Below are 19,111 nucleotides of genomic sequence, written 5' to 3'. Positions count from 1 at the left end.
TAAACAGATTTTCTCAACGAATTGAACGGGATGCATATGCGTAAACTAGTGAAGATTGGGCTTTTGTTGGGGTTATCTGCGCCCGCCGGGTGGTTTGCATATGAACAGCTGCGGTCAAAGGACGGTGATTGGGGACCCGTGCCCTGCCAGCTCATATCTGGCATGCATCCGTTTGCCACACCTGCTGATTGGCCGGGCGATATGCTCAAGAACTGGGAAAACGATTACCCGGACGCACTGAACGGCCTTACCAATGTGAAAACGGGCATGATGAGCGTGGAAGCCTGCATCGCCTTATATGATCAAGGGTTAGAGCTTGTTCTGGAAGAAGAAAGCACGGAACTACTGTCATCCCCTGTGCCGCAGGAATATGAATATGCGCATGCAATCCATTTCGCAGGAATGCAGCGCGCGCCCGGTGCGCCGTCCGACAGCAAGGTCGATATCGTATTGCATCTGGGCACACCCTCAACCCGGCATGCTGTCGAACACATTGATATAAGATATTTTTTCGCGGATCAGAACAGGCCAGAGCCTGATATGGACCAGCCGCGCGATGGCGTGATTGACCGCTTTGGCACACCAAGCGTGGAAGTGCAGAGTGACGCCAACGTGTTCATGTATTGGCTGATCTCGGACGGAAACCTGTCCACGCAGGGCTTCGCAGAAACATGTGGCTTCAGCGCTGCGCCGAATGATTCACTCTGGTGGAAAATCAACGACACCAACAATGCCGATTCAACCAAATGTTCGGGGATATTGCAGGTCTCATTTGGCGGCAATCACGGTGCAGATGCGCCGAACACTGCGCGCTATATGGATCTGGCGTTTTATGACAGCGTTCGAATGTTGCGGAACAAACAACATGAAGACGAAATACGTGAGGCCTATCAATAGCTGACAAACAGCCTTCACTTGGGCGTCAACGTCCCAGCACCGCGAAGACTGGCGTTACAGATTGCGCCCAATCTAGGCTCCCGCAACACTCTGCCACGGCCAGTTCCGCCCTGCACTACAGCCACTGTCTGTAATCGCTCACCAGCAGATGCGTCGGGTCCACGTCCTCTTCCACCTCTGCAAAGCGCCCAATCGGCTCGCGAAAGATATTGTCGGTCTCATCATCATTCACCGTTGACACCTCACCGACCAGCACATCACCGCCCTCCCCCCAGAACGCATGCCAATCACCCGGCATCAGCGTCAGGCTTTCACCGGGGGCAAAGCGCAGCTTTTCACCGGCGCTGAATTCGCGGCGAATGCCGTCACACATAACAACACCACCGGCGCTTTCATCGAAATTCCCATCAGCGTCAGAGCCATAAAGCTCCACCACCAGTGTGGCACCGCCACGATTGATGATATCCTCGGCCTTGATCACATGAGTATGCATCGGCGAAAGCTGATCCTGCTTTGAAATCAACAGCTTCTCCGCATAGCACATGCCGCCGCCGCGTTGCAGATCGGCCAGACGACCGTTACGCAGTGTGAACAGGAAAAGCCCCATTTCATCATAACGGCCCGCACCGTAATCAGTGATGTCCCAACCGCAGCGCGCGTCAATCACCGCACGCGCATCATCCGCGCGGGCCTTGAATTCATCCGGCGTCCAATAGGCAAAGGGCGGCAAGGCAAAGCCGTGATGGCGGATCATTTCATCCGCTTCAGCCATGATCTCATTGATGCGGGACCGTTTCATCATCTGCTCCGTAATCGTTTACGAAACATTGCAGCAAACCTCATCCAGACACAAGCCACCGCGCGCTGTCAGCCCCCGATCCAGCGGTCAATCATCCCTTTCAGCGCCGCCCAATCCGTGTACTCCGTATCTTGATGCGGATTGACTGTCTGGCCCTTTTGCATGGCAATCCAGCGCATCGCCCATGATTTAAAGAAATCATATTCCGAGAACCGAAATGCACCGGCTACATGAAACACCTCTGCCGGGGTCCAACCCGTTTCGGACGCAAAGCACGCCACGCAGTCCTGCAGCCCCTGCACATCCTCCGGATCATCACCAGCAGCGGCGAGTGAAACAGACAAAAAGGCCGACGTCATACCCGCCAGCGCCGCCGCCTCGCGCTTGGCCAGCGTCAAGACGGGACTCTGGTAATGGCCCATATGCACCGATGCAGCCAGTAATGCCGCATCAAATCCTACAAGCGCCAGATCATCGGCATCTGCGGCCCCCAACAGTTCGACCGAATGGCCCAGCGCGATCAGATGGTCCGCGCAAAACCGGACGATCTTGCGGGTCTGGCCTTCCGTCGTGGCGTAAGCGATCAAAATCTTCATCAGACATCTCCCCCGTTACATGTGGGAGCCTAACCGAACCAGCGCAGCCTGCATTGATCAAAGTCATGACAGCGCGCAATCAGACGCGAAGCGAACGATTAACAGCGCATTTACCATTACACCGCACGCCGCATTCATCACGCCAGACAGGACAAACGGTCCGACGAAAGTCCGACGCTTTTCCGATCATTCAAAAACAGGCGAAACACCATCGTTTACGAATGATTCGCCACCAGCGCACGCAGCGCGCCACGCAACACCACCGCGCGTTGCTACCCGGCCTTGCGCAACGCCCCGGCAGACCACGCACGGCAAGCATCGCCGAAGGCCACGAACAACGGACGCGACACCGGATCAGCCGCTGCGTTCCATTCCGGATGCCATTGCACCGAAAGGGTAAAACCCGGCGCATCCGCAATATAAATCGCCTCTGGCGTGCCGTCCGGCGCATGACCGTCAATCACGACCCGTGGGCCCGGCAGTTTGATCCCCTGCCCATGCAGCGTATTTGTCATCACACGCGGCGCGCCCATCAGCCGATGAAACGGACCACCTTCGGTAAAACTGACCTCATGGCGCAATGCGAATTTCTCTTCCAGCGTCCCATCAGGCGGCATGCGATGATTGTCACGGCCCGGCAAATCACGAATTTCCGGGTAAAGAGAGCCGCCCATCGCGACATTAACCTCTTGAAACCCCCGGCAAATTCCGAAAATCGGCTGCCCCCGATCAACACAAGCGCGGATCAGCTCCAGCGCCACACGATCCCGGCCCCGGTCAAAGGCACCATGCGCCTCGGTCGGGTCCTCGCCATATTCCTCCGGGTGTACGTTCGGACGACCACCGGTGAACAGGAAACCGTCGCAAACATCCATCAGCTCCGCCACGCTCACCAGATCCGGATCAGTGGGCACAACCAGCGGCACCCCGTCCGACACCTGCGCCACCGCCTGAATATTCATGTGGCCGGCCCCTTGGACCAGATATTCGTTGTTGATCAAATGACCATTGCCGATGATGCCGATAACAGGGCGACCCATGCACATTCCTTTCACGTTTGCTGCGTAATACAGCGCTTTGACATCCCGCGAAAGACGGTGCAGCGCACAACGGTAGGGGCAACAGTGCACATGTCAGCGGATTGAGCAGCCTGGATCAAAATTGCGGCAGCGTAATACTTCTATGCAAATGCATGGGGGAAAACCAAAGCATTGGTAGCAAGGAGTTGTTTTTAAAAAAACTCAACGAAACCAGCATATGTTACTGGAAACCTAACCGACCGCCCGCACCCAAACGCATTTCTGCGCTTCACACGCGGGCGGCATTCCGTTTGCAAGGCGATTGGCCTATGCCTCACCCTCAATCCCGGCAGCTTCAATCCCGGCCATCGCCGCGATCACATCATTGTCGGATGTATCGCCAGTCACACCCACGGCACCGATCACAGCCCCCTTCTTGTCACGCAGCAACACACCGCCCGGCACCGGCACCACCTGCCCGCCATAAACGCCATTCACCGCCGCCATAAAATAGGCTTGGCTTTCCGCCCGCGCCATCTGCGCCGTACCTGCCATGCCCAACATCACAGCCCCGTAAGCTTTGCCATGCGCAATACCAAACCGGCCCGGTGCCGCGCCATCTTCGCGCTCAAACGCCTTCACATGGCCGCCCGCATCCAGCACCACAACCGAAAGCGGCTTGAACTCCAGCTCCCGGGCTTTAGCCAGCGCCTTGCGGATGATCGTGCGCGCCTTACCCGCTGATATTTCTGCCATATATCGTCTCCCGTAAGGTGGGTTTCAATCCACCCGCCTTTAGTGATTACGTTGTGCTTTCAGTTCCAACCGGCGCTGGTGCAGGATTGGCTCTGTATAACCTGACGGTTGGATGCGGCCCTTGAACACCAGATCACAGGCCGCCTGGAAGGCGATCCCGTCATAGTCTGGGGCCATCGGACGATAGAGCGGATCATCCGCGTTTTGCCCATCCACAACAACCGCCATCCGCTGCATCGCCGCCATCACATCACCCTGCGAGACAACGTCGTGATGCAGCCAGTTTGCCAGCGCCTGACTGGAAATCCGACAGGTCGCGCGATCCTCCATCAAGCCGACATCATGGATGTCCGGCACCTTGGAACAACCAACACCCTGATCAATCCAGCGAACCACATAACCAAGGATACCCTGCGCGTTATTCTCCACCTCGCGCCGTTTCTGCGCATCGGTCCAGCGTTGATACTGGGCCAGCGGAATGTCCAAAATCGAGGACACATCAGCGCGCCGCCCGACCTTGCGCAGCTTGTCCTGCACCGCCATCACGTCGATCTTGTGATAATGCAGCGCATGCAGCGTGGCGGCTGTCGGGCTGGGCACCCAGGCACAGTTCGCGCCCGATTGCGGGTGCGCGATCTTTTGTTCCAGCATCGCGGCCATTAGGTCGGGCATCGCCCACATGCCCTTGCCGATCTGGGCCTTGCCGGAAAACCCGCAGGCCAAGCCGATATCCACGTTCTGATCTTCATAAGCGCCAATCCATTGTTTACGCTTGATAAAGTCCTTACGACTAAAGGGCCCCGCCTCCATTGAGGTATGGATTTCATCGCCCGTCCGATCCAGAAAGCCGGTGTTGATAAAGGCAACCCGCTGCCGTGCCGCGCGGATACACTCCTTAAGGTTCACAGTGGTGCGGCGTTCCTCATCCATGATGCCGATCTTGACGGTATAACGCGGCAGCCCCAGTACATCTTCGACCGCAGCAAAGGTGTCGCTGGCAAATGTCACCTCCTCCGGCCCGTGCATTTTGGGCTTGACCACATAGACCGATCCCTTCTCGGAATTGCCGCCCTCGCGGCGCAGGTCATGCATGGCGATCAGCGTGGTTACCATCGCATCCATCAGCCCTTCGAACACCTCATCACCGTTCTGGTCGAGGATCGCAGGGTTGGTCATCAGGTGGCCCACATTGCGGATCCACAGCAAGGCGCGACCCTTCAGGGTCAGCTCACTGCCATCCGGCGCGATATAGGACCGGTCCTCAGACAGACGGCGGACCAATGTCTTGCCGCCTTTCTGAAACTCAGCCGTCAGATTGGCCTGCATCAGGCCCAGCCAGTTGCTATAGGCCAGCACCTTATCCTCGGCGTCGACGCAGGCCACGCTGTCCTCACAATCCATAATCGCGGTTATCGCGCTTTCCAGACGGACATCGGCCAGCACCGCCTGATCGCGGCTGCCAATCGGATGCGCGCGGTCAAAGATCAGTTCCACATGCAGACCGTTATTGCGCAGCACTACCGCGTCGGGCGCTTTGGGATTGCCGCGATAGCCCACAAATTTTGCAGGATCGCGCAAAGGCTGATCGTCAATCAGCAGGGCACCATCCTGCACATGATAGCGGCGCACATCCGCGTGGCTGGCATTTTCAATCGGAAATGTCTGGTCAAGGAACACCCGCGACCGGGCCACAACGCGGGCCCCGTGACCCCGGTCATAACCGTCCTTGGGCGGCAGTTCACCCATCGCATCGGTGCCGTAGAAGGCATCATAAAGACTGCCCCAGCGGGCATTGGCGGCATTCAAGGCAAAGCGGGCATTGGTGATCGGCACGACCAATTGCGGGCCGGGCACCTTGGCAATCTCAGCGTCCACATCCGTGGTCGCGATCTCAAAATCATCACCTTCGTCAACAAGATAGCCGATGTCGCGCAGAAATGCCTCATAGCCGCCACGATCATGGGGCTGGCCGCGCCGTTCAAGATGCCAGGCGTCAATCTTTTCCTGCAAAGCCTCGCGGGTTTCCAGCAACGCGCGATTGCGGGGCGTCAGTTCCGCCACCATGGTCGCAAACCCTGACCAAAAGTCTTCTGGGGAAACATCCGTACCGGGTAACGCCTTGTTGTCGATAAAATCGGCAAGCTCCGAAGCAACCTGAAGCCCGCTCTTTTCGATCCGATCCTGCATATCTGTCATCCTGTCCTTGGCATACCGCGGCACACGGCACTTCTATTTGGGTAGAACAAACGTTTCCTATAGGCAACAAGCGCGGTCATATTTCATGACCAATTTAGCGGTTTCGCCGCGCATTGCGGCAGCGGTCCGAGCAATAGAGGACCGCATCCCAGACCTTTGCCCATTTTTTGCGCCACGTGAACGGGCGGCCACAGGTGGCGCAGATCTTTTGTGGCAGGTCAGATTTGCGGCGCATCTTGGTCATGCACATTACATGAGGCGCGCCCAAAATTTTTCAAAAATTTTGACATCAAAACCTGTGTCAGATTTTGCCCGTCTACTGCAAATACGGTGGTAGTTTATGCATGACGGCCCTACCTTGCGCAGAAGCAAAAGAGGATGCGACATGAAAGACGCCAGCCCGCAGACGATCTACCTCAAAGATTACACGCCCCCAGCCTATCTGGTCGACAGTGTCCACCTGACATTCCGGCTGGCACCAACAGCAACGCGCGTGCTGTCGCGGATCGCCTTTCGTCCGAACCCGGATGCCACGTCCAGCGACTTCCTCCTGCATGGCGAAGATCTGACCCTGATCAGCGCCAAGATTGACGGGGCGCCACTCACGCCCGATGTCACACCTACCGGTCTGCGCTGCACGGTCCCCAATGCCCCTTTCATCTTTGAGGCAGAGGTAGAGATCAGCCCCGAAACCAACACCGCACTCGAAGGGCTGTATATGTCAAACGGCATGTATTGCACCCAATGCGAGGCGGAGGGGTTTCGCAAGATCACATATTACCCCGACCGGCCCGATGTGATGGGCGTCTTCACCACCCGCATTGAAAGCGACCTGCCCGTATTACTGTCAAACGGCAATCCGACGGATCAGGGCGATGGCTGGGCGGAATGGCACGATCCCTGGCCCAAACCGGCCTATCTGTTCGCCCTTGTGGCAGGCGATCTGGTCAATCACCCCGACCGCTTTACCACACGATCTGGCAAACATGTCGCGCTGAATATCTGGGTGCGCCCCGGCGATGAAGGCAAATGCGCCTTTGGTATGGAAGCACTGAAAAAATCCATGACATGGGACGAAGATGTCTATGGGCGCGAATATGACCTCGATATTTTCAACATCGTAGCGGTCGATGATTTCAACATGGGCGCGATGGAAAACAAGGGGCTGAATATATTCAACTCTTCCGCCGTGCTCGCCAGTCCGGAAACAGCGACCGATGCCAATTTCGAACGGATCGAGGCGATCATCGCCCATGAGTATTTCCACAATTGGACCGGCAACCGGATCACCTGTCGCGATTGGTTCCAACTGTGCCTCAAGGAAGGGCTGACCGTCTTTCGCGATCAGCAATTCACCGGCGATATGCGTGGCGACGCGGTGAAGCGGATCAGCGACGCGGTGGTCCTGCGCGCGCACCAGTTCCGCGAAGACAACGGTCCGCTCGCCCACCCAGTCCGGCCTGACAGCTTTGTGGAAATCAACAATTTCTACACTGTCACGGTCTACGAAAAAGGGGCCGAGATCATTGGCATGCTGAAACGCCTCGTTGGTGATGACGCCTATGCCAAAGCGCTTGATCTTTATTTCGCGCGGCATGATGGCGACGCCGCCACGATTGAGGATTGGTTGAAAGTCTTCGAAGACGCCACCGGTCGCGATCTGACGCAATTTGCCAAATGGTACAGCCAAGCCGGAACGCCACGGGTCAAAGTGCACGAGGATTTTGCCGACGGCACCTATACGCTGACCCTGTCACAGCACACGCCATCCACGCCGGGCCAAGACCACAAAGAGCCACTGGTGATCCCCGTGGCGTTTGGGCTTCTCAACGACAATGGTGATGAAATACTGCCAACGCAGGTGCTGGAACTGACCAAAGCGGAACAAAGCTTTACCTTCGACAATCTGTCCAGTCGCCCCATCGCCTCTATCCTGCGGGATTTTTCTGCCCCGGTGATCCTGCAACGCGCACAAACGAACGTAGAACGGGCTTTTCTGCTGGCTCACGATACCGATCCGTTCAACAAATGGGACGCCGGGCGCATGCTGGCGCAGGATGTTCTGCTGCGGATGGTGCGCGACGATGCAACGCCCGACAGCGCCTATCTGGACGGGCTTGCCGTAGTGGCGCGCGATGACAACCTTGCCCCCGCTTTCCGCGCGCTGGTCCTGTCGCTCCCGACCGAGGATGACACCGCGCAGGCCTTGGTTGATTGCGACGAAATTCCTGATCCTGCTGCGATTTACACTGCCCATGAAGCGTTAAAGCTGCATATCGCGCAGCACCTGCAGGACCCGCTGCCACGGCTTTACGCTGAAATGACCGTCTCCGGGCTCTACAGTCCAGAGGCAGAAGCCGCCGGGAAACGGTCTTTGGGCAATGCCTTACTGATGCTGATGTCCCGGCTTGATGGTGGCAAACAGGCGGCACAGCAATACACGGGTGCCGACAATATGACCCAGCAACTGGCCGCGCTGAACGCCTTGCTGAAGATCGGCAAAGGGCAGGCAGAGCTTCAGGCATTTGCCGATCAGTGGCAGCATGACCGTCTGGTTATGGACAAATGGTTCGGGCTACAGGTCGCCTGCGCCGCCCCGGATGCGGCGGCGACCACCGCTGAAAAGCTCACCCGCCACCCGGATTTCGAGATGAAGAACCCCAACCGGTTCCGGGCGGTCTTTGGCGCGCTCAAAAGCAATGCGGCGGGCTTTCACGATCCGTCCGGGGTGGGCTATGACCTGATGGCCGATTGGCTGATCAAACTTGACGCGCTGAACCCGCAAACCACGGCGCGGATGGTGTCGGCTTTTGATACGTGGAAACGCTATGACACTGACAGGCAAAGCAAAATGCGCGCAGCACTTCAGCGGATTGCTGCGACGCCGAACCTGTCGCGCGATACCACGGAAATGGTGACCCGGCTGCTCGGCTGAGCGCTGCATCGCATTTACCTAGGGGAGGCACCGCTTTGTCGTGGAACCGTTATGCTGGTGTGGTCATTGATACCGCATGAAACATCGTATTGACCCGCTGATTGCTGAACGGGCGCCTTGGCTTTTCAAAAATCGTCCCGGCACGCGGATGATACGCCAGTCCCTGAACCGGATGCTGGCGTATAACGCCACCGTTGATCTCGCAAAGACGCTGGAACATGCGCCTGCCGATACGATCATGCAGACCATGGGCCACCGTCTGGCCCAAACAGTCACTGTCAGTGGCTTGGGTAATATCCCAGCGCATGGTCCTGCCCTGATCGTTGCCAATCATCCGTCCGGGATCGCAGATGGCATCATCCTGCACCACCTGATCGCCGCCACGCGACCCGATGCCTATTTCTTTGCCAATCGGGATATTCTGCGGGTCTTTCCCCAGATGGAAACGATGATCGCCCCGGTCGAATGGCGCAAAGAATTGCGCAGCCACGCCAAAACCCGCGAGACCATGGGCTATATGCGTAAAGCGACAGCAGAGGGGCGCCTGGGCGTTATTTTCCCATCTGGCAGACTGGCAAAACGGCGCGGGTTGCGCCTGTTTGAGCGGCCATGGATGGCATCTGCCGCGATGCTGGCCCGCAAGTTTGATCTGCCGGTGATTCCTGTGAATATTCAGGCGCGCAATTCCGTGCTGTTCTATCTTTTCGACCTGATCCACCCGACATTGCGGGATATCACCCTGTTTCACGAGACGCTTAATAAAGCGAAACAACCATATCAGGTGACAGTCGGCGAACCGATCTCTGCGGCCTCAATGCCCAAGAATTCCGAAGACGGTATTGCACTCTTACGGCGGGCCACGCTTGCGATGGGGGGCAAGGACGCACCGGCGGTCAATCTGGTCGCGGCGTCACGCTCATGGTTGAAACAGCGTCAGACAGATTAAACAGCGGTCTGGCAACCGGTCGCACCCCTTCCAGCGGGACGCAATAGGTTTGCTGACGGGTCCAACCAGCCATCTCACTGATTTTACGGCTGTTTGTCATCGGCCCCCAGTCGGCGGCCACACCGCGCCAACGCCCGTCATGCACCGCAATCGCGTTGTCACGGGCCACGGTTACCGCCATGATCCGCGCCGCACAGCTAAGGTTATCGGCCGCATCCTTTAACGCCTCACCCGTCTGCGCGCGGCAACCATAGCGGCGGGCGGTATCAGGATAAATCTGCAAAAGCCCGTACCACAGATCACCGCCGCCTACTGCGGCAGGGCGAAAGGTGCTTTCGTGTTTGGACAATGCTGACATCATGCCAACCCAGAACGCGCGGCGGCGGTTGGGTGTGGCGTCTTCATAAGCCGGGCACCACGTGTCGATATCGCGCGGCACAATATCGGTGAGCGTATCGCCGTGACCCTCAATTGCGGCCATGGCGGCACGGGTCCATGTGCGACCACCCGCCTTGAAATCCCACAGCGCACGCGGCTGAAAGGTGCTGCGCGCAATCGGGCGCACATCCGGTATGCGTTTTTCAATGATGACAGGGTAGCGCACCATGTAAAGCGGGCGCGCGGATGGGCGGGGCATCGCCAGCGCTTGTTCTTGCGCATTTTCACGGGTGATTGGCTGCACCGCAGCCCCCTCAGCGATAGAGGCAGATGGCAATGCCGCCAAACCGGCAGCCATGATCAAAGAAAGGATGCGCATAAATGCAACTTGCGCCACCCACCAAGGGCAGCGCAAGCAGACATCGCAAAGCTGGCAAATTGCCGCTGATCGCACGACTCAGGCCGCGTTTGGACGGGGGTGTTTGCCCTCTTTCACTTCTTCAATGATCTTGGACACGAAAGCGCCAAGATCCTCTGGCGACCGGCTGGTGATAATGCCGTTGGAAATTGCGATTTCCTGATCGACCCAATTTGCACCAGCATTTTTCAGATCGGTTTTGATCGAATGATACGATGTCATCTCGCGCCCGCGCACAACGTCCGCTTCGATCAGCAACCAAGGGGCGTGACAGATCGCAGCGACGATCTTGCCCTTGCTCACGAAATTCTGGATCAGGTGCAGCGCGTCAGGCTCCACCCGCAGCAAGTCAGGGTTGATCTGGCCACCGGGCAACACGATGCAATCATAGTCATCAACATTCACATCCGCGATTTTCAGGTCGCCACCCACGGAGTCGCCCCAATTGTCCTGGTCCCAGCCTTTGATCGCGTTACCGTCCAGCGTGGCCACATGCACGGTGGCACCGGCTTTGCGCAATTCTTCAAGCGGGGTGAAGAGTTCTGATTGCTCAAAGCCATCGGTGGCTACGATTACGATCTTTGCGTCAGACATCTGTGTCATGCGTCTTTTCCTTCATTGGTTCAGGTGTGATGTCACAACGCACGAAGCCGACACTTGTTCCCCGCGATTGCCTGTTTTAGAAGCGCGGTAACGTAAGATTGGAAAGTGCCATGCTCGACCTGACCTATGATGCCCCTGCCCCCAAAGTGATCGCCGGTGCCACCAGTGACTGGGAACTAGTCATCGGGCTGGAAGTACACGCGCAGGTGGCAACCAAAGCCAAGCTTTTTTCGGGCGCGTCAACGCAATTCGGGGCCGAGCCCAACAGCAATGTGGCCTTTGTGGATGCGGGCATGCCCGGCATGCTGCCGGTGATCAACGAAGGCTGCGTGGCGCTCGCCGTGAAAACCGGGCTCGGGCTGAACGCGCAGATCAACCTGAACTCCGCCTTTGATCGTAAGAACTATTTTTATCCTGACCTGCCGCAGGGCTATCAGATTTCGCAGCTTTATCATCCCATCGTGGGCGAAGGCGAAGTGTTGGTGGAAATGGGCGATGGCACCGCGCGCAAGGTCCGGATCGAGCGGATTCACCTGGAACAGGACGCGGGCAAATCCATTCACGACATGGACCCGAACATGTCTTTTGTGGACCTGAACCGCACCGGCGTGGCGCTGATGGAAATCGTCAGCCGCCCCGATATTCGCGGACCAGAGGAAGCAGCGGCCTATGTGGTGAAGCTGCGCCAGATCCTGCGTTATCTGGGCACGTGCGACGGCAATATGCAAAATGGCAATCTGCGGGCTGATGTGAATGTGTCGGTCTGCAAACCCGGTGCTTATGAAAAGTATCAGGAAACTCAGGATTTCAGCCATCTTGGTACGCGGTGCGAGATCAAGAATATGAACTCCATGCGGTTCATCCAACTGGCCATTGACTACGAAGCCCGCCGCCAGATCGCCCTGATCGAGGACGGCAAAGAGGTCGTGCAGGAAACGCGGCTTTATGATCCGGACAAGAACGAAACCCGTTCGATGCGGTCCAAGGAAGAGGCGCATGATTACCGCTACTTCCCCGATCCTGACCTGCTGCCGCTGGAAATTGAACAAGCATGGGTTAATGACATCAAATCCGCCCTGCCCGAACTGCCTGACGCGAAAAAAGCGCGTTTTATCAGTGATTTCGGCCTGTCGGATTATGATGCCTCCGTCCTGACAGCCGAAGTGGCGAATGCGATCTATTTCGAAAACGTGGCCGACGGTAGTGACGGCAAACTGGCCGCGAACTGGGTCATCAACGAGCTTTTCGGCCGTTTGAAAAAAGACGGTGACAAGGGCATCGAAGACAGCCCTGTCTCTGCCGCGCAACTGGGTCAGATCATCGGGCTAATCAAGTCAGATGTGATCTCTGGCAAGATCGCCAAAGACGTGTTTGAAATCTGCTACACGACCGGCCGCGACCCGGCAGAGATCGTGGAAACCGAAGGCATGAAGCAGGTCACCGACACCGGCGCGATTGAAGCCGCGGTGGACGAGATCATCGCCGCAAACCCCGCCCAAGTCGAAAAAGCCAAGGCCAATCCGAAACTGGCGGGTTGGTTCGTGGGGCAGGTCATGAAAGCCACCGGCGGCAAGGCCAACCCGGCGGCTGTGAACAAGATCGTGACTGCGAAACTGGGGCTCTGACCCCGGTCTGCATTGCGTCGGATAATCGTCGGACTTCCGTCGGCCCCTATCGCACGGCTGCGCAACACTGCGTTCACGATCTGATACCGCAAATCAATTGGACTTGGCGTCCGGCTTTGCTACATACATTTGGTGAACAAAGGGGTGACACAATGTCATACGAATACAAGGTCGTACCGGCGCCGGTACGTGGGCTGAAGGGCAAGGGTGTCAGATCCACAGAGGATCGCTTTGCCAATGCACTGGAAACGGCGATGAACGAACTTGCGGCCGACGGCTGGGAATATATTCGCGCCGACACCCTGCCCTGCGAACAGCGTGAAGGGCTGGTGGGGAAAACCACCGTCTTTCAGAACATGCTTGTGTTTCGCCGTGCCAAGCTGGCCGACACCGCCCCAGCGCCTGAGCTGCGCAAGGAACCGACGTTTGCCGCAGCGCCGCCCCCGGAAAGCGTTGAAGACGCAATCGACGAAGAGCACGGTTCCGAGACGAAGGATACAAACCCGCGCCCTTCGCCTGATGTGGCCGCCGAGTAATTACTGCATATCAATCGCAAGGGCGTGAATGCGCCCGATAAGATCCTTGCCCAGCGCGTCATGAATGGCGCGGTGCTTTGCGATGCGCGATTTATCGGCCAGCGACGGGGCTGCGATCACGATCCGCCAGTGGCTTTCGCCTGATCCGTCATCGCCCGCGTGGCCTTGATGCTTTGCACTTTCGTTGATCACCTGAAGCGTTGTCGGTGAAAGTCTTTCCAATGCGGTGCGAATTTCTGTCTCGATAGCCATTATTTTTTCCTCTGCCCCCTTCAATCTTACGCTGGGATGTTTAGAGTTTGTTGGCCGAGTCGGAAAGGTGAGACACCCATGAAAAAAGATGACCCCTTTGGTTTTGACATGTCGGTTTCGAGTTCCAAGAAAAAGAACCCGCGCGGACGTCGAGGGATTTCTGGTGCGTCCGAAACATCGACCCGCCTGTGTGACCACGAGGGGTGTCAGGAGGCGGGCAAATTTCGTGCGCCGAAATCGCCCGATGTACTGGATGATTTTTTCTGGTTCTGTCAGCAGCACGTGCGCGAGTACAATCTGAAGTGGAATTTCTTTGAAACCACGACAGAGGCAGAACTTGCCGCGCAGATGGACAAGGACCGCGTTTGGGATCGCCCGACGAAACCCTTTAAGCGCAGCGTGGAAGAGCGTGCCTGGGCCCGCTTGGGGATTGAAGACGCGCATGAGGTGCTGGGCGAGAATGCGACCCGCAATCCGGGCCGTGGTGCCGCCACCGGCCGCAAGCTGCCCCCGACCGAACGCCGCGCAATTGATATTCTGGAAGCCAAGGACAATTGGTCCAAGCCCGAAATCCGCAAGGCCTATAAGTCGCTGATCAAGGTTCTGCACCCTGACATGAACGGCGGTGACCGCAGCCAAGAAGAACAGCTTGCCGAGGTCGTCTGGGCCTGGGATCAGATCAAGGTCAGCCGGAACTTTCGCGAGAAAGAATAAGCACTGTCACCGGGGGCCGTATATGCGGACCCCCGGATCCACAGCAGGCCTTCAGCGCCCAGAGTTATACCGATGAAGGTTAATCTGTGACATGCGGCTAAGCTGCGAGAGTGCCCCGCGATCCGCACCGCGCCCGTAACCCAATGCGCGCTCTTCCCGCCAGATGGCGATCAGCGCATGTACCACGACCGCGATGACGAACCACAAGACGGCAAGCGCAGGCAGTTCAATAAACTGCGTCACCAGCATGATCGGCCCGAAGAGCGTGCCATAGATCGGCATGATCAGCGTTCCCGTCATCACAGCCGCCACAAAAGCCAAAATGATGCTGCCGACAAGGGCACGGGCGATGCCCAGTGTCCCTTGCATCCCCATCCATCCCCGCGCCAGATAGAGCGTGAACCCACCACTGAACGCACCGGACAGGACGATCCAGTGGTCATAGAGTGATGGTTCGGGCGGTCGCGGATTTTCATGCTCAAAACCGGACATAATCAGAATGGTCATGCCCGCCGACATGGCAATCACAGCGCCGAAAGCCAGCGCCAGTAATTTTTCACCACGTGTCAAATGCGTCGTTTTCTTAAATCGCGCCCACATTGAGCCAACTCCTGTAACCAACGTGAATAATCAGATCATGCCGAAAAAATTATTTCCGATCTGTGAAGACGGGCGGATAAATTCCGCCCCATAATTGCCACTTTTTTGCCATGTTTGATCTCGCTGCACAACAAGCATTGGGTTATCGCCGTATACGACGCCCTAAGACACTGACAAATATGTGTATTTCACATCGGCAGCCTGAAGTCTGCGCGAGCACGATACCAAAAAACACAACCAATACTTGTAGTATCATGTGCGCGTGGTAGCCGGCCCGTCAGTAATGGTTGCGCGCACGACCTTGTCGCCCCGATATCGGGGCAACTCAGGTATCAGGCGCGGAACACGAGGCTGGCCCCGTTCAGACAATGCCGCTTGCCTGTGGGTGCGGGTCCATCATCAAAGATATGCCCCAGATGGCTGCCGCAACGACGACAATGACATTCGGTGCGTACGCTGAATAGCTTCCGGTCCGGCTTGGTCGCGATGGAATCTGGCAGGTTTTCCCAAAAGCTGGGCCAGCCAGTGCCGCTGTCATATTTTGTCTCTGAACTATAAAGTGCCAGATCGCAGCCACGGCAATAATAGATGCCATCCGCGTAATTCTTGTCGAGAGGCGATGTCCCTGCCCGCTCTGTCGCTTCTTCGCGCATCACGCTGTATTGCAGATCGGTCAGCATCGCGCGCCATTCTGCCTCTGTCCGGGTTACCTCAAAGGTGTCCTGTGCCTGTGCCACGCGGGTCATAAGGGCGGATGTGATGGCGGTCGCCATAAAGGTTCTGCGTTGCATGGTCTGCTCCTGCTTAGTCCGACACTGGATGTAATGCATCGCCGTGTTTCAGGCGATGCACTTTCATGTGACGCAGGGGATGCGTCAGCGGGTCGTTCAGGACCCTACGGCGGGCAACATCACAGTGTCGATCACGTGGATCACGCCGTTGGATTGCACGACATCGGCGATGGTCACAGTGGCAACCTGCCCCTGTTCGTCTTGCAGTTGGATCATGTCGCCATTCATTGTGGCTGTCAGTGTGCAACCGCCAAGGGTTTCGACCGGGTGGCTGCCGTTGTCATCGGCGATCATGCCACCAATGGCATCGGACAATGCGTTGGTCGCAACAACATGGCAGGTCAGGATTTCAACCAGACGTTCCTTGTTGCCGGGCTCAAGCAGTTTTTCGACCGAACCTGCGGGCAGTTTTTCGAATGCAGCGTTGGTGGGGGCGAAGACGGTGAAGGGGCCGTCACCTTGCAACGTTTCAACCAGCCCTGCTTCGGTCACGGCGGCAACCAGCGTTGTGTGGATCGGGCTGTTGGCCGCATTTTCCACGATGTTCATGCTGGCTGACATCTCGGCCCCGCCAACCATCGGGTTTGTGGCATGGCCTGCGGCAAAGGCGCCGGTGGCAAAGCTGATGGCGGTCGTGGCAGCAATGATGTGCGTAAATTTCATGAAGTTAACTCCCTTGAGTGACCCGGCGTTTTGCCTGATCTGCCCTTTAGCTACGGAAGGCATTCGGAAAGAGTTTCAAAAACGTGCTGAATTCGTGATCACAGGTCCGTGACGGTTCTGCCGGGCCAGCCCATCGCGCGCCATCAAACGCCCCAAAGCATCACCTGCGGCGCCCTGCCCCTTGCGGCGGCCCGCGTTATGATGCATCCCGGATTTGACTTCAGATGACAGGATAAAAGGCAGGCCCAGATGGCGGATGGCATGATCGATACACAGGCGAAACCGACCGAAGAGATTTCAGTTCGTGATGTCTTTGGCATCGATAGTGACATGAAGATCAAAGGCTTTGCCGACCGGTCTGATCGCGTGCCCGAAATCGACAGCACCTATAAGTTTGACCCTGACACGACGCTCGCGATCCTTGCCGGGTTTGGCTATAACCGCCGGGTCATGATCCAAGGCTATCACGGCACCGGGAAATCGACGCACATCGAACAGGTTGCGGCCCGCTTGAACTGGCCTGCGGTGCGTGTGAACCTTGATAGCCACATCAGCCGGATTGATCTGATTGGTAAAGACGCGATCAAGCTGCGCGACGGTGTACAGGTCACTGAATTCCACGAAGGCATCTTGCCGTGGGCGCTGCGCAACCCTGTTGCCATCGTGTTCGACGAATATGATGCGGGTCGTGCGGACGTCATGTTTGTGATCCAGCGGGTGCTGGAACATGACGGCAAGCTGACCCTGATGGACCAGAACGAAATTATCACGCCGCACAAGTATTTTCGTCTGTTCGCCACGGCAAACACTGTCGGTCTGGGCGACACTACGGGTCTTTATCACGGCACCCAGCAGATCAACCAAGCCCAGATGGACCGCTGGTCGCTGGTCGCCACCTTGAATTATCTGAGCCACGATGCCGAAGCTGCGATCGTCTTGTCGAAATCGCCGCATTACAACACCGACAAGGGCCGCAAAACAGTCAGCCAGATGGTTACCGTCGCCGATCTGACCCGCACGGCCTTTATGAATGGCGACCTGTCCACGGTCATGTCGCCCCGGACCGTGCTCGCCTGGGCCGAAAACGCGCGGATTTTTCAGGATGTCGGCTATGCCTTCCGCCTGTCGTTCCTGAATAAATGCGACGAGCTGGAACGGCAGACCGTCGCGGAGTTCTATCAGCGATGCTTTGACGAAGAATTGCCCGAAAGCGCAGCAAGCCTGAGCTTGGGCTAAATTCATCGAAATCGACGGGTCGGGCAGTTGTAGACTGCCCACTCAAGGCAAATCCCCCCAATTCGCAGCGCATTGCGCTGATATCTATTGCCCGATTTTAATTCTTTAAAATCATAATTATTCGATAGCCTGCGCGCTTCTGACGCCTCGCATATCCAATTGTCGTGATATCCTGCAGCGCTGACCTTAACGTTTTACGCATCGCATACCGCCATAATCGGCCGCATGTTACGACACCTTTCTAGTGCCGCGCTTGTCGCTTGCCTGCTGCCCAGCCCAGCGCAGGCAGCGCGTGATGATCTGCACCGCTTTGCCACCTGCGCAGGCCGCCTGTCCGCGCTGATGACCCATCAATGGATGTTCGACGGGGCGGGATCAGAGCAAACGGCGATCCATCGCCGCGCAATGATTGGCTTGATTGACGCGATCATCCTGCCGGACGAAGGCCCGCAGGTCCTGCATTGGCGGTTAAGCGCGAAGCATGCCCATGCGACCTTGCTGCGGCGGGCCAGCTTTAATCGTGATCCAGCGGATGCGGCTTGGGCTGCACAAATGGCGGCGCAATTCACATCCGGCTGCCTTGGCCTGTTGCCGCACACATGGTCAAGTTGAGCGGACGGGCATCAGCAATAAATCACTGGTTTAATAAACGCATATTCGCGAAAATTTACGCATGCCCTGCTATTGCCATATTCTTGGCTGGTTTTTATACATTCTCTTTTGCAATATATGTTACGGAGTTGTCCGATGAAAATGAAAATTGGTACTGAGCTGCCACCCGATTACACGTTAAAGCATGAGGACTTGGCAGAATCCGCACTGACCCTGATTTCACAGGCGTTATTACCAATCTTTGCAGAAACGATGACAACTGAAATGGCACAGGCCAATGTGCAGGGCATCGTGACTGAACTGGCTTATGTTTTTGACGAAGGCGAAATTCAGATCGGGGGGAAAACATTCCGGCCCCGGCTCGCTTTTGTAGATGAAAGTGGCAACACATTGCCCGGCGTTGCGGATTTGAATACGCTACATCAATTAACGGATGAGCTGTTCCAAATGGAGCCAGAGGCCGATGTGACCTTTGAAGCCCCGGAATTTGATGACGCGTAAGCGGTCAATCTACTGAATAAAGATCAGGCCATCGGCAC

At 56.9% G+C, this 19,111-nt stretch carries 21 protein-coding genes; 9 read left to right on the top strand and 12 right to left on the bottom strand.

The genetic code is table 11. From position 1 onward, the window contains the following. Nucleotides 1-36 precede the first annotated feature (36 nt). A complete protein-coding gene (locus ACJ5NV_RS04355) occupies nucleotides 37-897 on the top strand; it encodes a hypothetical protein (RefSeq protein ID WP_411642402.1) in 861 nt (286 codons plus the stop codon). Between the two features lie 115 nt (nucleotides 898-1,012). Here the strand turns inward: ACJ5NV_RS04355 and ACJ5NV_RS04350 are convergent, their stop codons facing one another. The 6 genes from ACJ5NV_RS04350 to ACJ5NV_RS04325 all read right to left on the bottom strand — a co-directional run bounded on the left by ACJ5NV_RS04350 (nucleotide 1,013) and on the right by ACJ5NV_RS04325 (nucleotide 6,507). Next, complete coding sequence (locus ACJ5NV_RS04350) at nucleotides 1,013-1,696, bottom strand: D-lyxose/D-mannose family sugar isomerase (RefSeq protein ID WP_411642564.1); 684 nt, start codon at nucleotides 1,694-1,696, stop codon at nucleotides 1,013-1,015. A 68-nt stretch (nucleotides 1,697-1,764) separates the two neighbouring features. Then, nucleotides 1,765-2,292: a flavodoxin domain-containing protein gene (locus ACJ5NV_RS04345; protein ID WP_411642401.1), complete on the bottom strand. Its 528-nt coding sequence runs from the start codon at nucleotides 2,290-2,292 to the stop codon at nucleotides 1,765-1,767. Nucleotides 2,293-2,564: 272 nt separating this feature from the next. Next, complete coding sequence (locus tag ACJ5NV_RS04340) at nucleotides 2,565-3,332, bottom strand: gamma-glutamyl-gamma-aminobutyrate hydrolase family protein (RefSeq protein WP_411642400.1); 768 nt, start codon at nucleotides 3,330-3,332, stop codon at nucleotides 2,565-2,567. 306 nt (nucleotides 3,333-3,638) lie between these two features. Beyond that, nucleotides 3,639-4,067 carry a GlcG/HbpS family heme-binding protein gene (locus tag ACJ5NV_RS04335; protein WP_411642399.1) on the bottom strand — a complete coding sequence of 143 codons (429 nt, stop codon included), beginning with the start codon at nucleotides 4,065-4,067 and terminating at the stop codon, nucleotides 3,639-3,641. A gap of 39 nt (nucleotides 4,068-4,106) precedes the next feature. Next, nucleotides 4,107-6,254, bottom strand: a complete 2,148-nt coding sequence (locus ACJ5NV_RS04330) for a malate synthase G (protein ID WP_411642563.1) — start codon at nucleotides 6,252-6,254, stop codon at nucleotides 4,107-4,109. A 103-nt stretch (nucleotides 6,255-6,357) separates the two neighbouring features. Next, nucleotides 6,358-6,507: a DUF2256 domain-containing protein gene (locus tag ACJ5NV_RS04325; protein WP_411642398.1), complete on the bottom strand. Its 150-nt coding sequence runs from the start codon at nucleotides 6,505-6,507 to the stop codon at nucleotides 6,358-6,360. A 141-nt stretch (nucleotides 6,508-6,648) separates the two neighbouring features. Between ACJ5NV_RS04325 and pepN the strand changes: the two genes are divergently transcribed. Together pepN and ACJ5NV_RS04315 are read left to right on the top strand one after the other, a co-directional pair. Further along, nucleotides 6,649-9,198 carry an aminopeptidase N gene (pepN, locus tag ACJ5NV_RS04320; RefSeq protein ID WP_411642397.1) on the top strand — a complete coding sequence of 850 codons (2,550 nt, stop codon included), beginning with the start codon at nucleotides 6,649-6,651 and terminating at the stop codon, nucleotides 9,196-9,198. Nucleotides 9,199-9,274: 76 nt separating this feature from the next. Further along, nucleotides 9,275-10,144, top strand: coding sequence for a lysophospholipid acyltransferase family protein (locus tag ACJ5NV_RS04315; protein ID WP_411642396.1), 870 nt, complete (start codon nucleotides 9,275-9,277; stop codon nucleotides 10,142-10,144). Here the strand turns inward: ACJ5NV_RS04315 and ACJ5NV_RS04310 are convergent. Both ACJ5NV_RS04310 and ACJ5NV_RS04305 read right to left on the bottom strand, forming a co-directional pair. Beyond that, complete coding sequence (locus tag ACJ5NV_RS04310) at nucleotides 10,092-10,901, bottom strand: transglycosylase SLT domain-containing protein (protein ID WP_411642395.1); 810 nt, start codon at nucleotides 10,899-10,901, stop codon at nucleotides 10,092-10,094. The genes ACJ5NV_RS04315 and ACJ5NV_RS04310 overlap by 53 nt on opposite strands. Before the next feature lie 78 nt (nucleotides 10,902-10,979). Continuing rightward, on the bottom strand, nucleotides 10,980-11,543 hold the full coding sequence (locus tag ACJ5NV_RS04305; RefSeq protein WP_411642394.1) for a type 1 glutamine amidotransferase domain-containing protein: 564 nt from the start codon (nucleotides 11,541-11,543) through the stop codon (nucleotides 10,980-10,982). A 110-nt stretch (nucleotides 11,544-11,653) separates the two neighbouring features. Here ACJ5NV_RS04305 and gatB point away from each other — a divergent pair, with 110 nt between their 5' ends. Then, complete coding sequence (gene gatB / locus ACJ5NV_RS04300) at nucleotides 11,654-13,168, top strand: Asp-tRNA(Asn)/Glu-tRNA(Gln) amidotransferase subunit GatB (protein ID WP_411642393.1); 1,515 nt, start codon at nucleotides 11,654-11,656, stop codon at nucleotides 13,166-13,168. Nucleotides 13,169-13,320: 152 nt separating this feature from the next. Then, nucleotides 13,321-13,704: a DUF4177 domain-containing protein gene (locus ACJ5NV_RS04295; protein ID WP_411642392.1), complete on the top strand. Its 384-nt coding sequence runs from the start codon at nucleotides 13,321-13,323 to the stop codon at nucleotides 13,702-13,704. Here the strand turns inward: ACJ5NV_RS04295 and ACJ5NV_RS04290 are convergent, their stop codons facing one another. Then, nucleotides 13,705-13,956 (bottom strand): BolA family protein, encoded by a 252-nt coding sequence (locus ACJ5NV_RS04290; RefSeq protein ID WP_411642391.1) that lies wholly within the window; start codon nucleotides 13,954-13,956, stop codon nucleotides 13,705-13,707. It abuts the gene before it with no gap. Nucleotides 13,957-14,034: 78 nt separating this feature from the next. On the opposite strand from ACJ5NV_RS04290, the gene ACJ5NV_RS04285 reads away from it, so the two are divergent. After that, on the top strand, nucleotides 14,035-14,670 hold the full coding sequence (locus ACJ5NV_RS04285; protein ID WP_411642390.1) for a J domain-containing protein: 636 nt from the start codon (nucleotides 14,035-14,037) through the stop codon (nucleotides 14,668-14,670). Between the two features lie 51 nt (nucleotides 14,671-14,721). Here the strand turns inward: ACJ5NV_RS04285 and ACJ5NV_RS04280 are convergent, their stop codons facing one another. The 3 genes from ACJ5NV_RS04280 to ACJ5NV_RS04270 all read right to left on the bottom strand — a co-directional run bounded on the left by ACJ5NV_RS04280 (nucleotide 14,722) and on the right by ACJ5NV_RS04270 (nucleotide 16,724). After that, the gene (locus ACJ5NV_RS04280; RefSeq protein WP_411642389.1) at nucleotides 14,722-15,270 is read right to left on the bottom strand and encodes a hypothetical protein; all 549 of its coding nucleotides are present in this window, start codon (nucleotides 15,268-15,270) and stop codon (nucleotides 14,722-14,724) included. A 332-nt stretch (nucleotides 15,271-15,602) separates the two neighbouring features. Beyond that, entirely contained in the window at nucleotides 15,603-16,061 is a 459-nt protein-coding gene (msrB, locus tag ACJ5NV_RS04275) for a peptide-methionine (R)-S-oxide reductase MsrB (RefSeq protein WP_411642388.1), read from the bottom strand. Nucleotides 16,062-16,157: 96 nt separating this feature from the next. Beyond that, entirely contained in the window at nucleotides 16,158-16,724 is a 567-nt protein-coding gene (locus tag ACJ5NV_RS04270; protein ID WP_411642387.1) for a fasciclin domain-containing protein, read from the bottom strand. Nucleotides 16,725-16,973: 249 nt separating this feature from the next. Between ACJ5NV_RS04270 and cobS the strand changes: the two genes are divergently transcribed. The 3 genes from cobS to ACJ5NV_RS04255 all read left to right on the top strand — a co-directional run bounded on the left by cobS (nucleotide 16,974) and on the right by ACJ5NV_RS04255 (nucleotide 19,073). Then, on the top strand, nucleotides 16,974-17,960 hold the full coding sequence (cobS, locus tag ACJ5NV_RS04265) for a cobaltochelatase subunit CobS (RefSeq protein ID WP_411642386.1): 987 nt from the start codon (nucleotides 16,974-16,976) through the stop codon (nucleotides 17,958-17,960). A 225-nt stretch (nucleotides 17,961-18,185) separates the two neighbouring features. Continuing rightward, nucleotides 18,186-18,572, top strand: coding sequence for a hypothetical protein (locus ACJ5NV_RS04260; protein WP_411642385.1), 387 nt, complete (start codon nucleotides 18,186-18,188; stop codon nucleotides 18,570-18,572). A 135-nt stretch (nucleotides 18,573-18,707) separates the two neighbouring features. After that, nucleotides 18,708-19,073, top strand: coding sequence for a hypothetical protein (locus ACJ5NV_RS04255; RefSeq protein ID WP_411642384.1), 366 nt, complete (start codon nucleotides 18,708-18,710; stop codon nucleotides 19,071-19,073). Nucleotides 19,074-19,111 lie beyond the last annotated feature (38 nt).

It is taken from the genome of Loktanella agnita (assembly GCF_046640325.1).
Classification (GTDB): Bacteria; Pseudomonadota; Alphaproteobacteria; order Rhodobacterales; family Rhodobacteraceae; genus Yoonia; species Yoonia agnita.
Note: the sequence above shows the minus strand (reverse complement) of the source record. Positions and strands in the feature narration are given on the sequence as shown.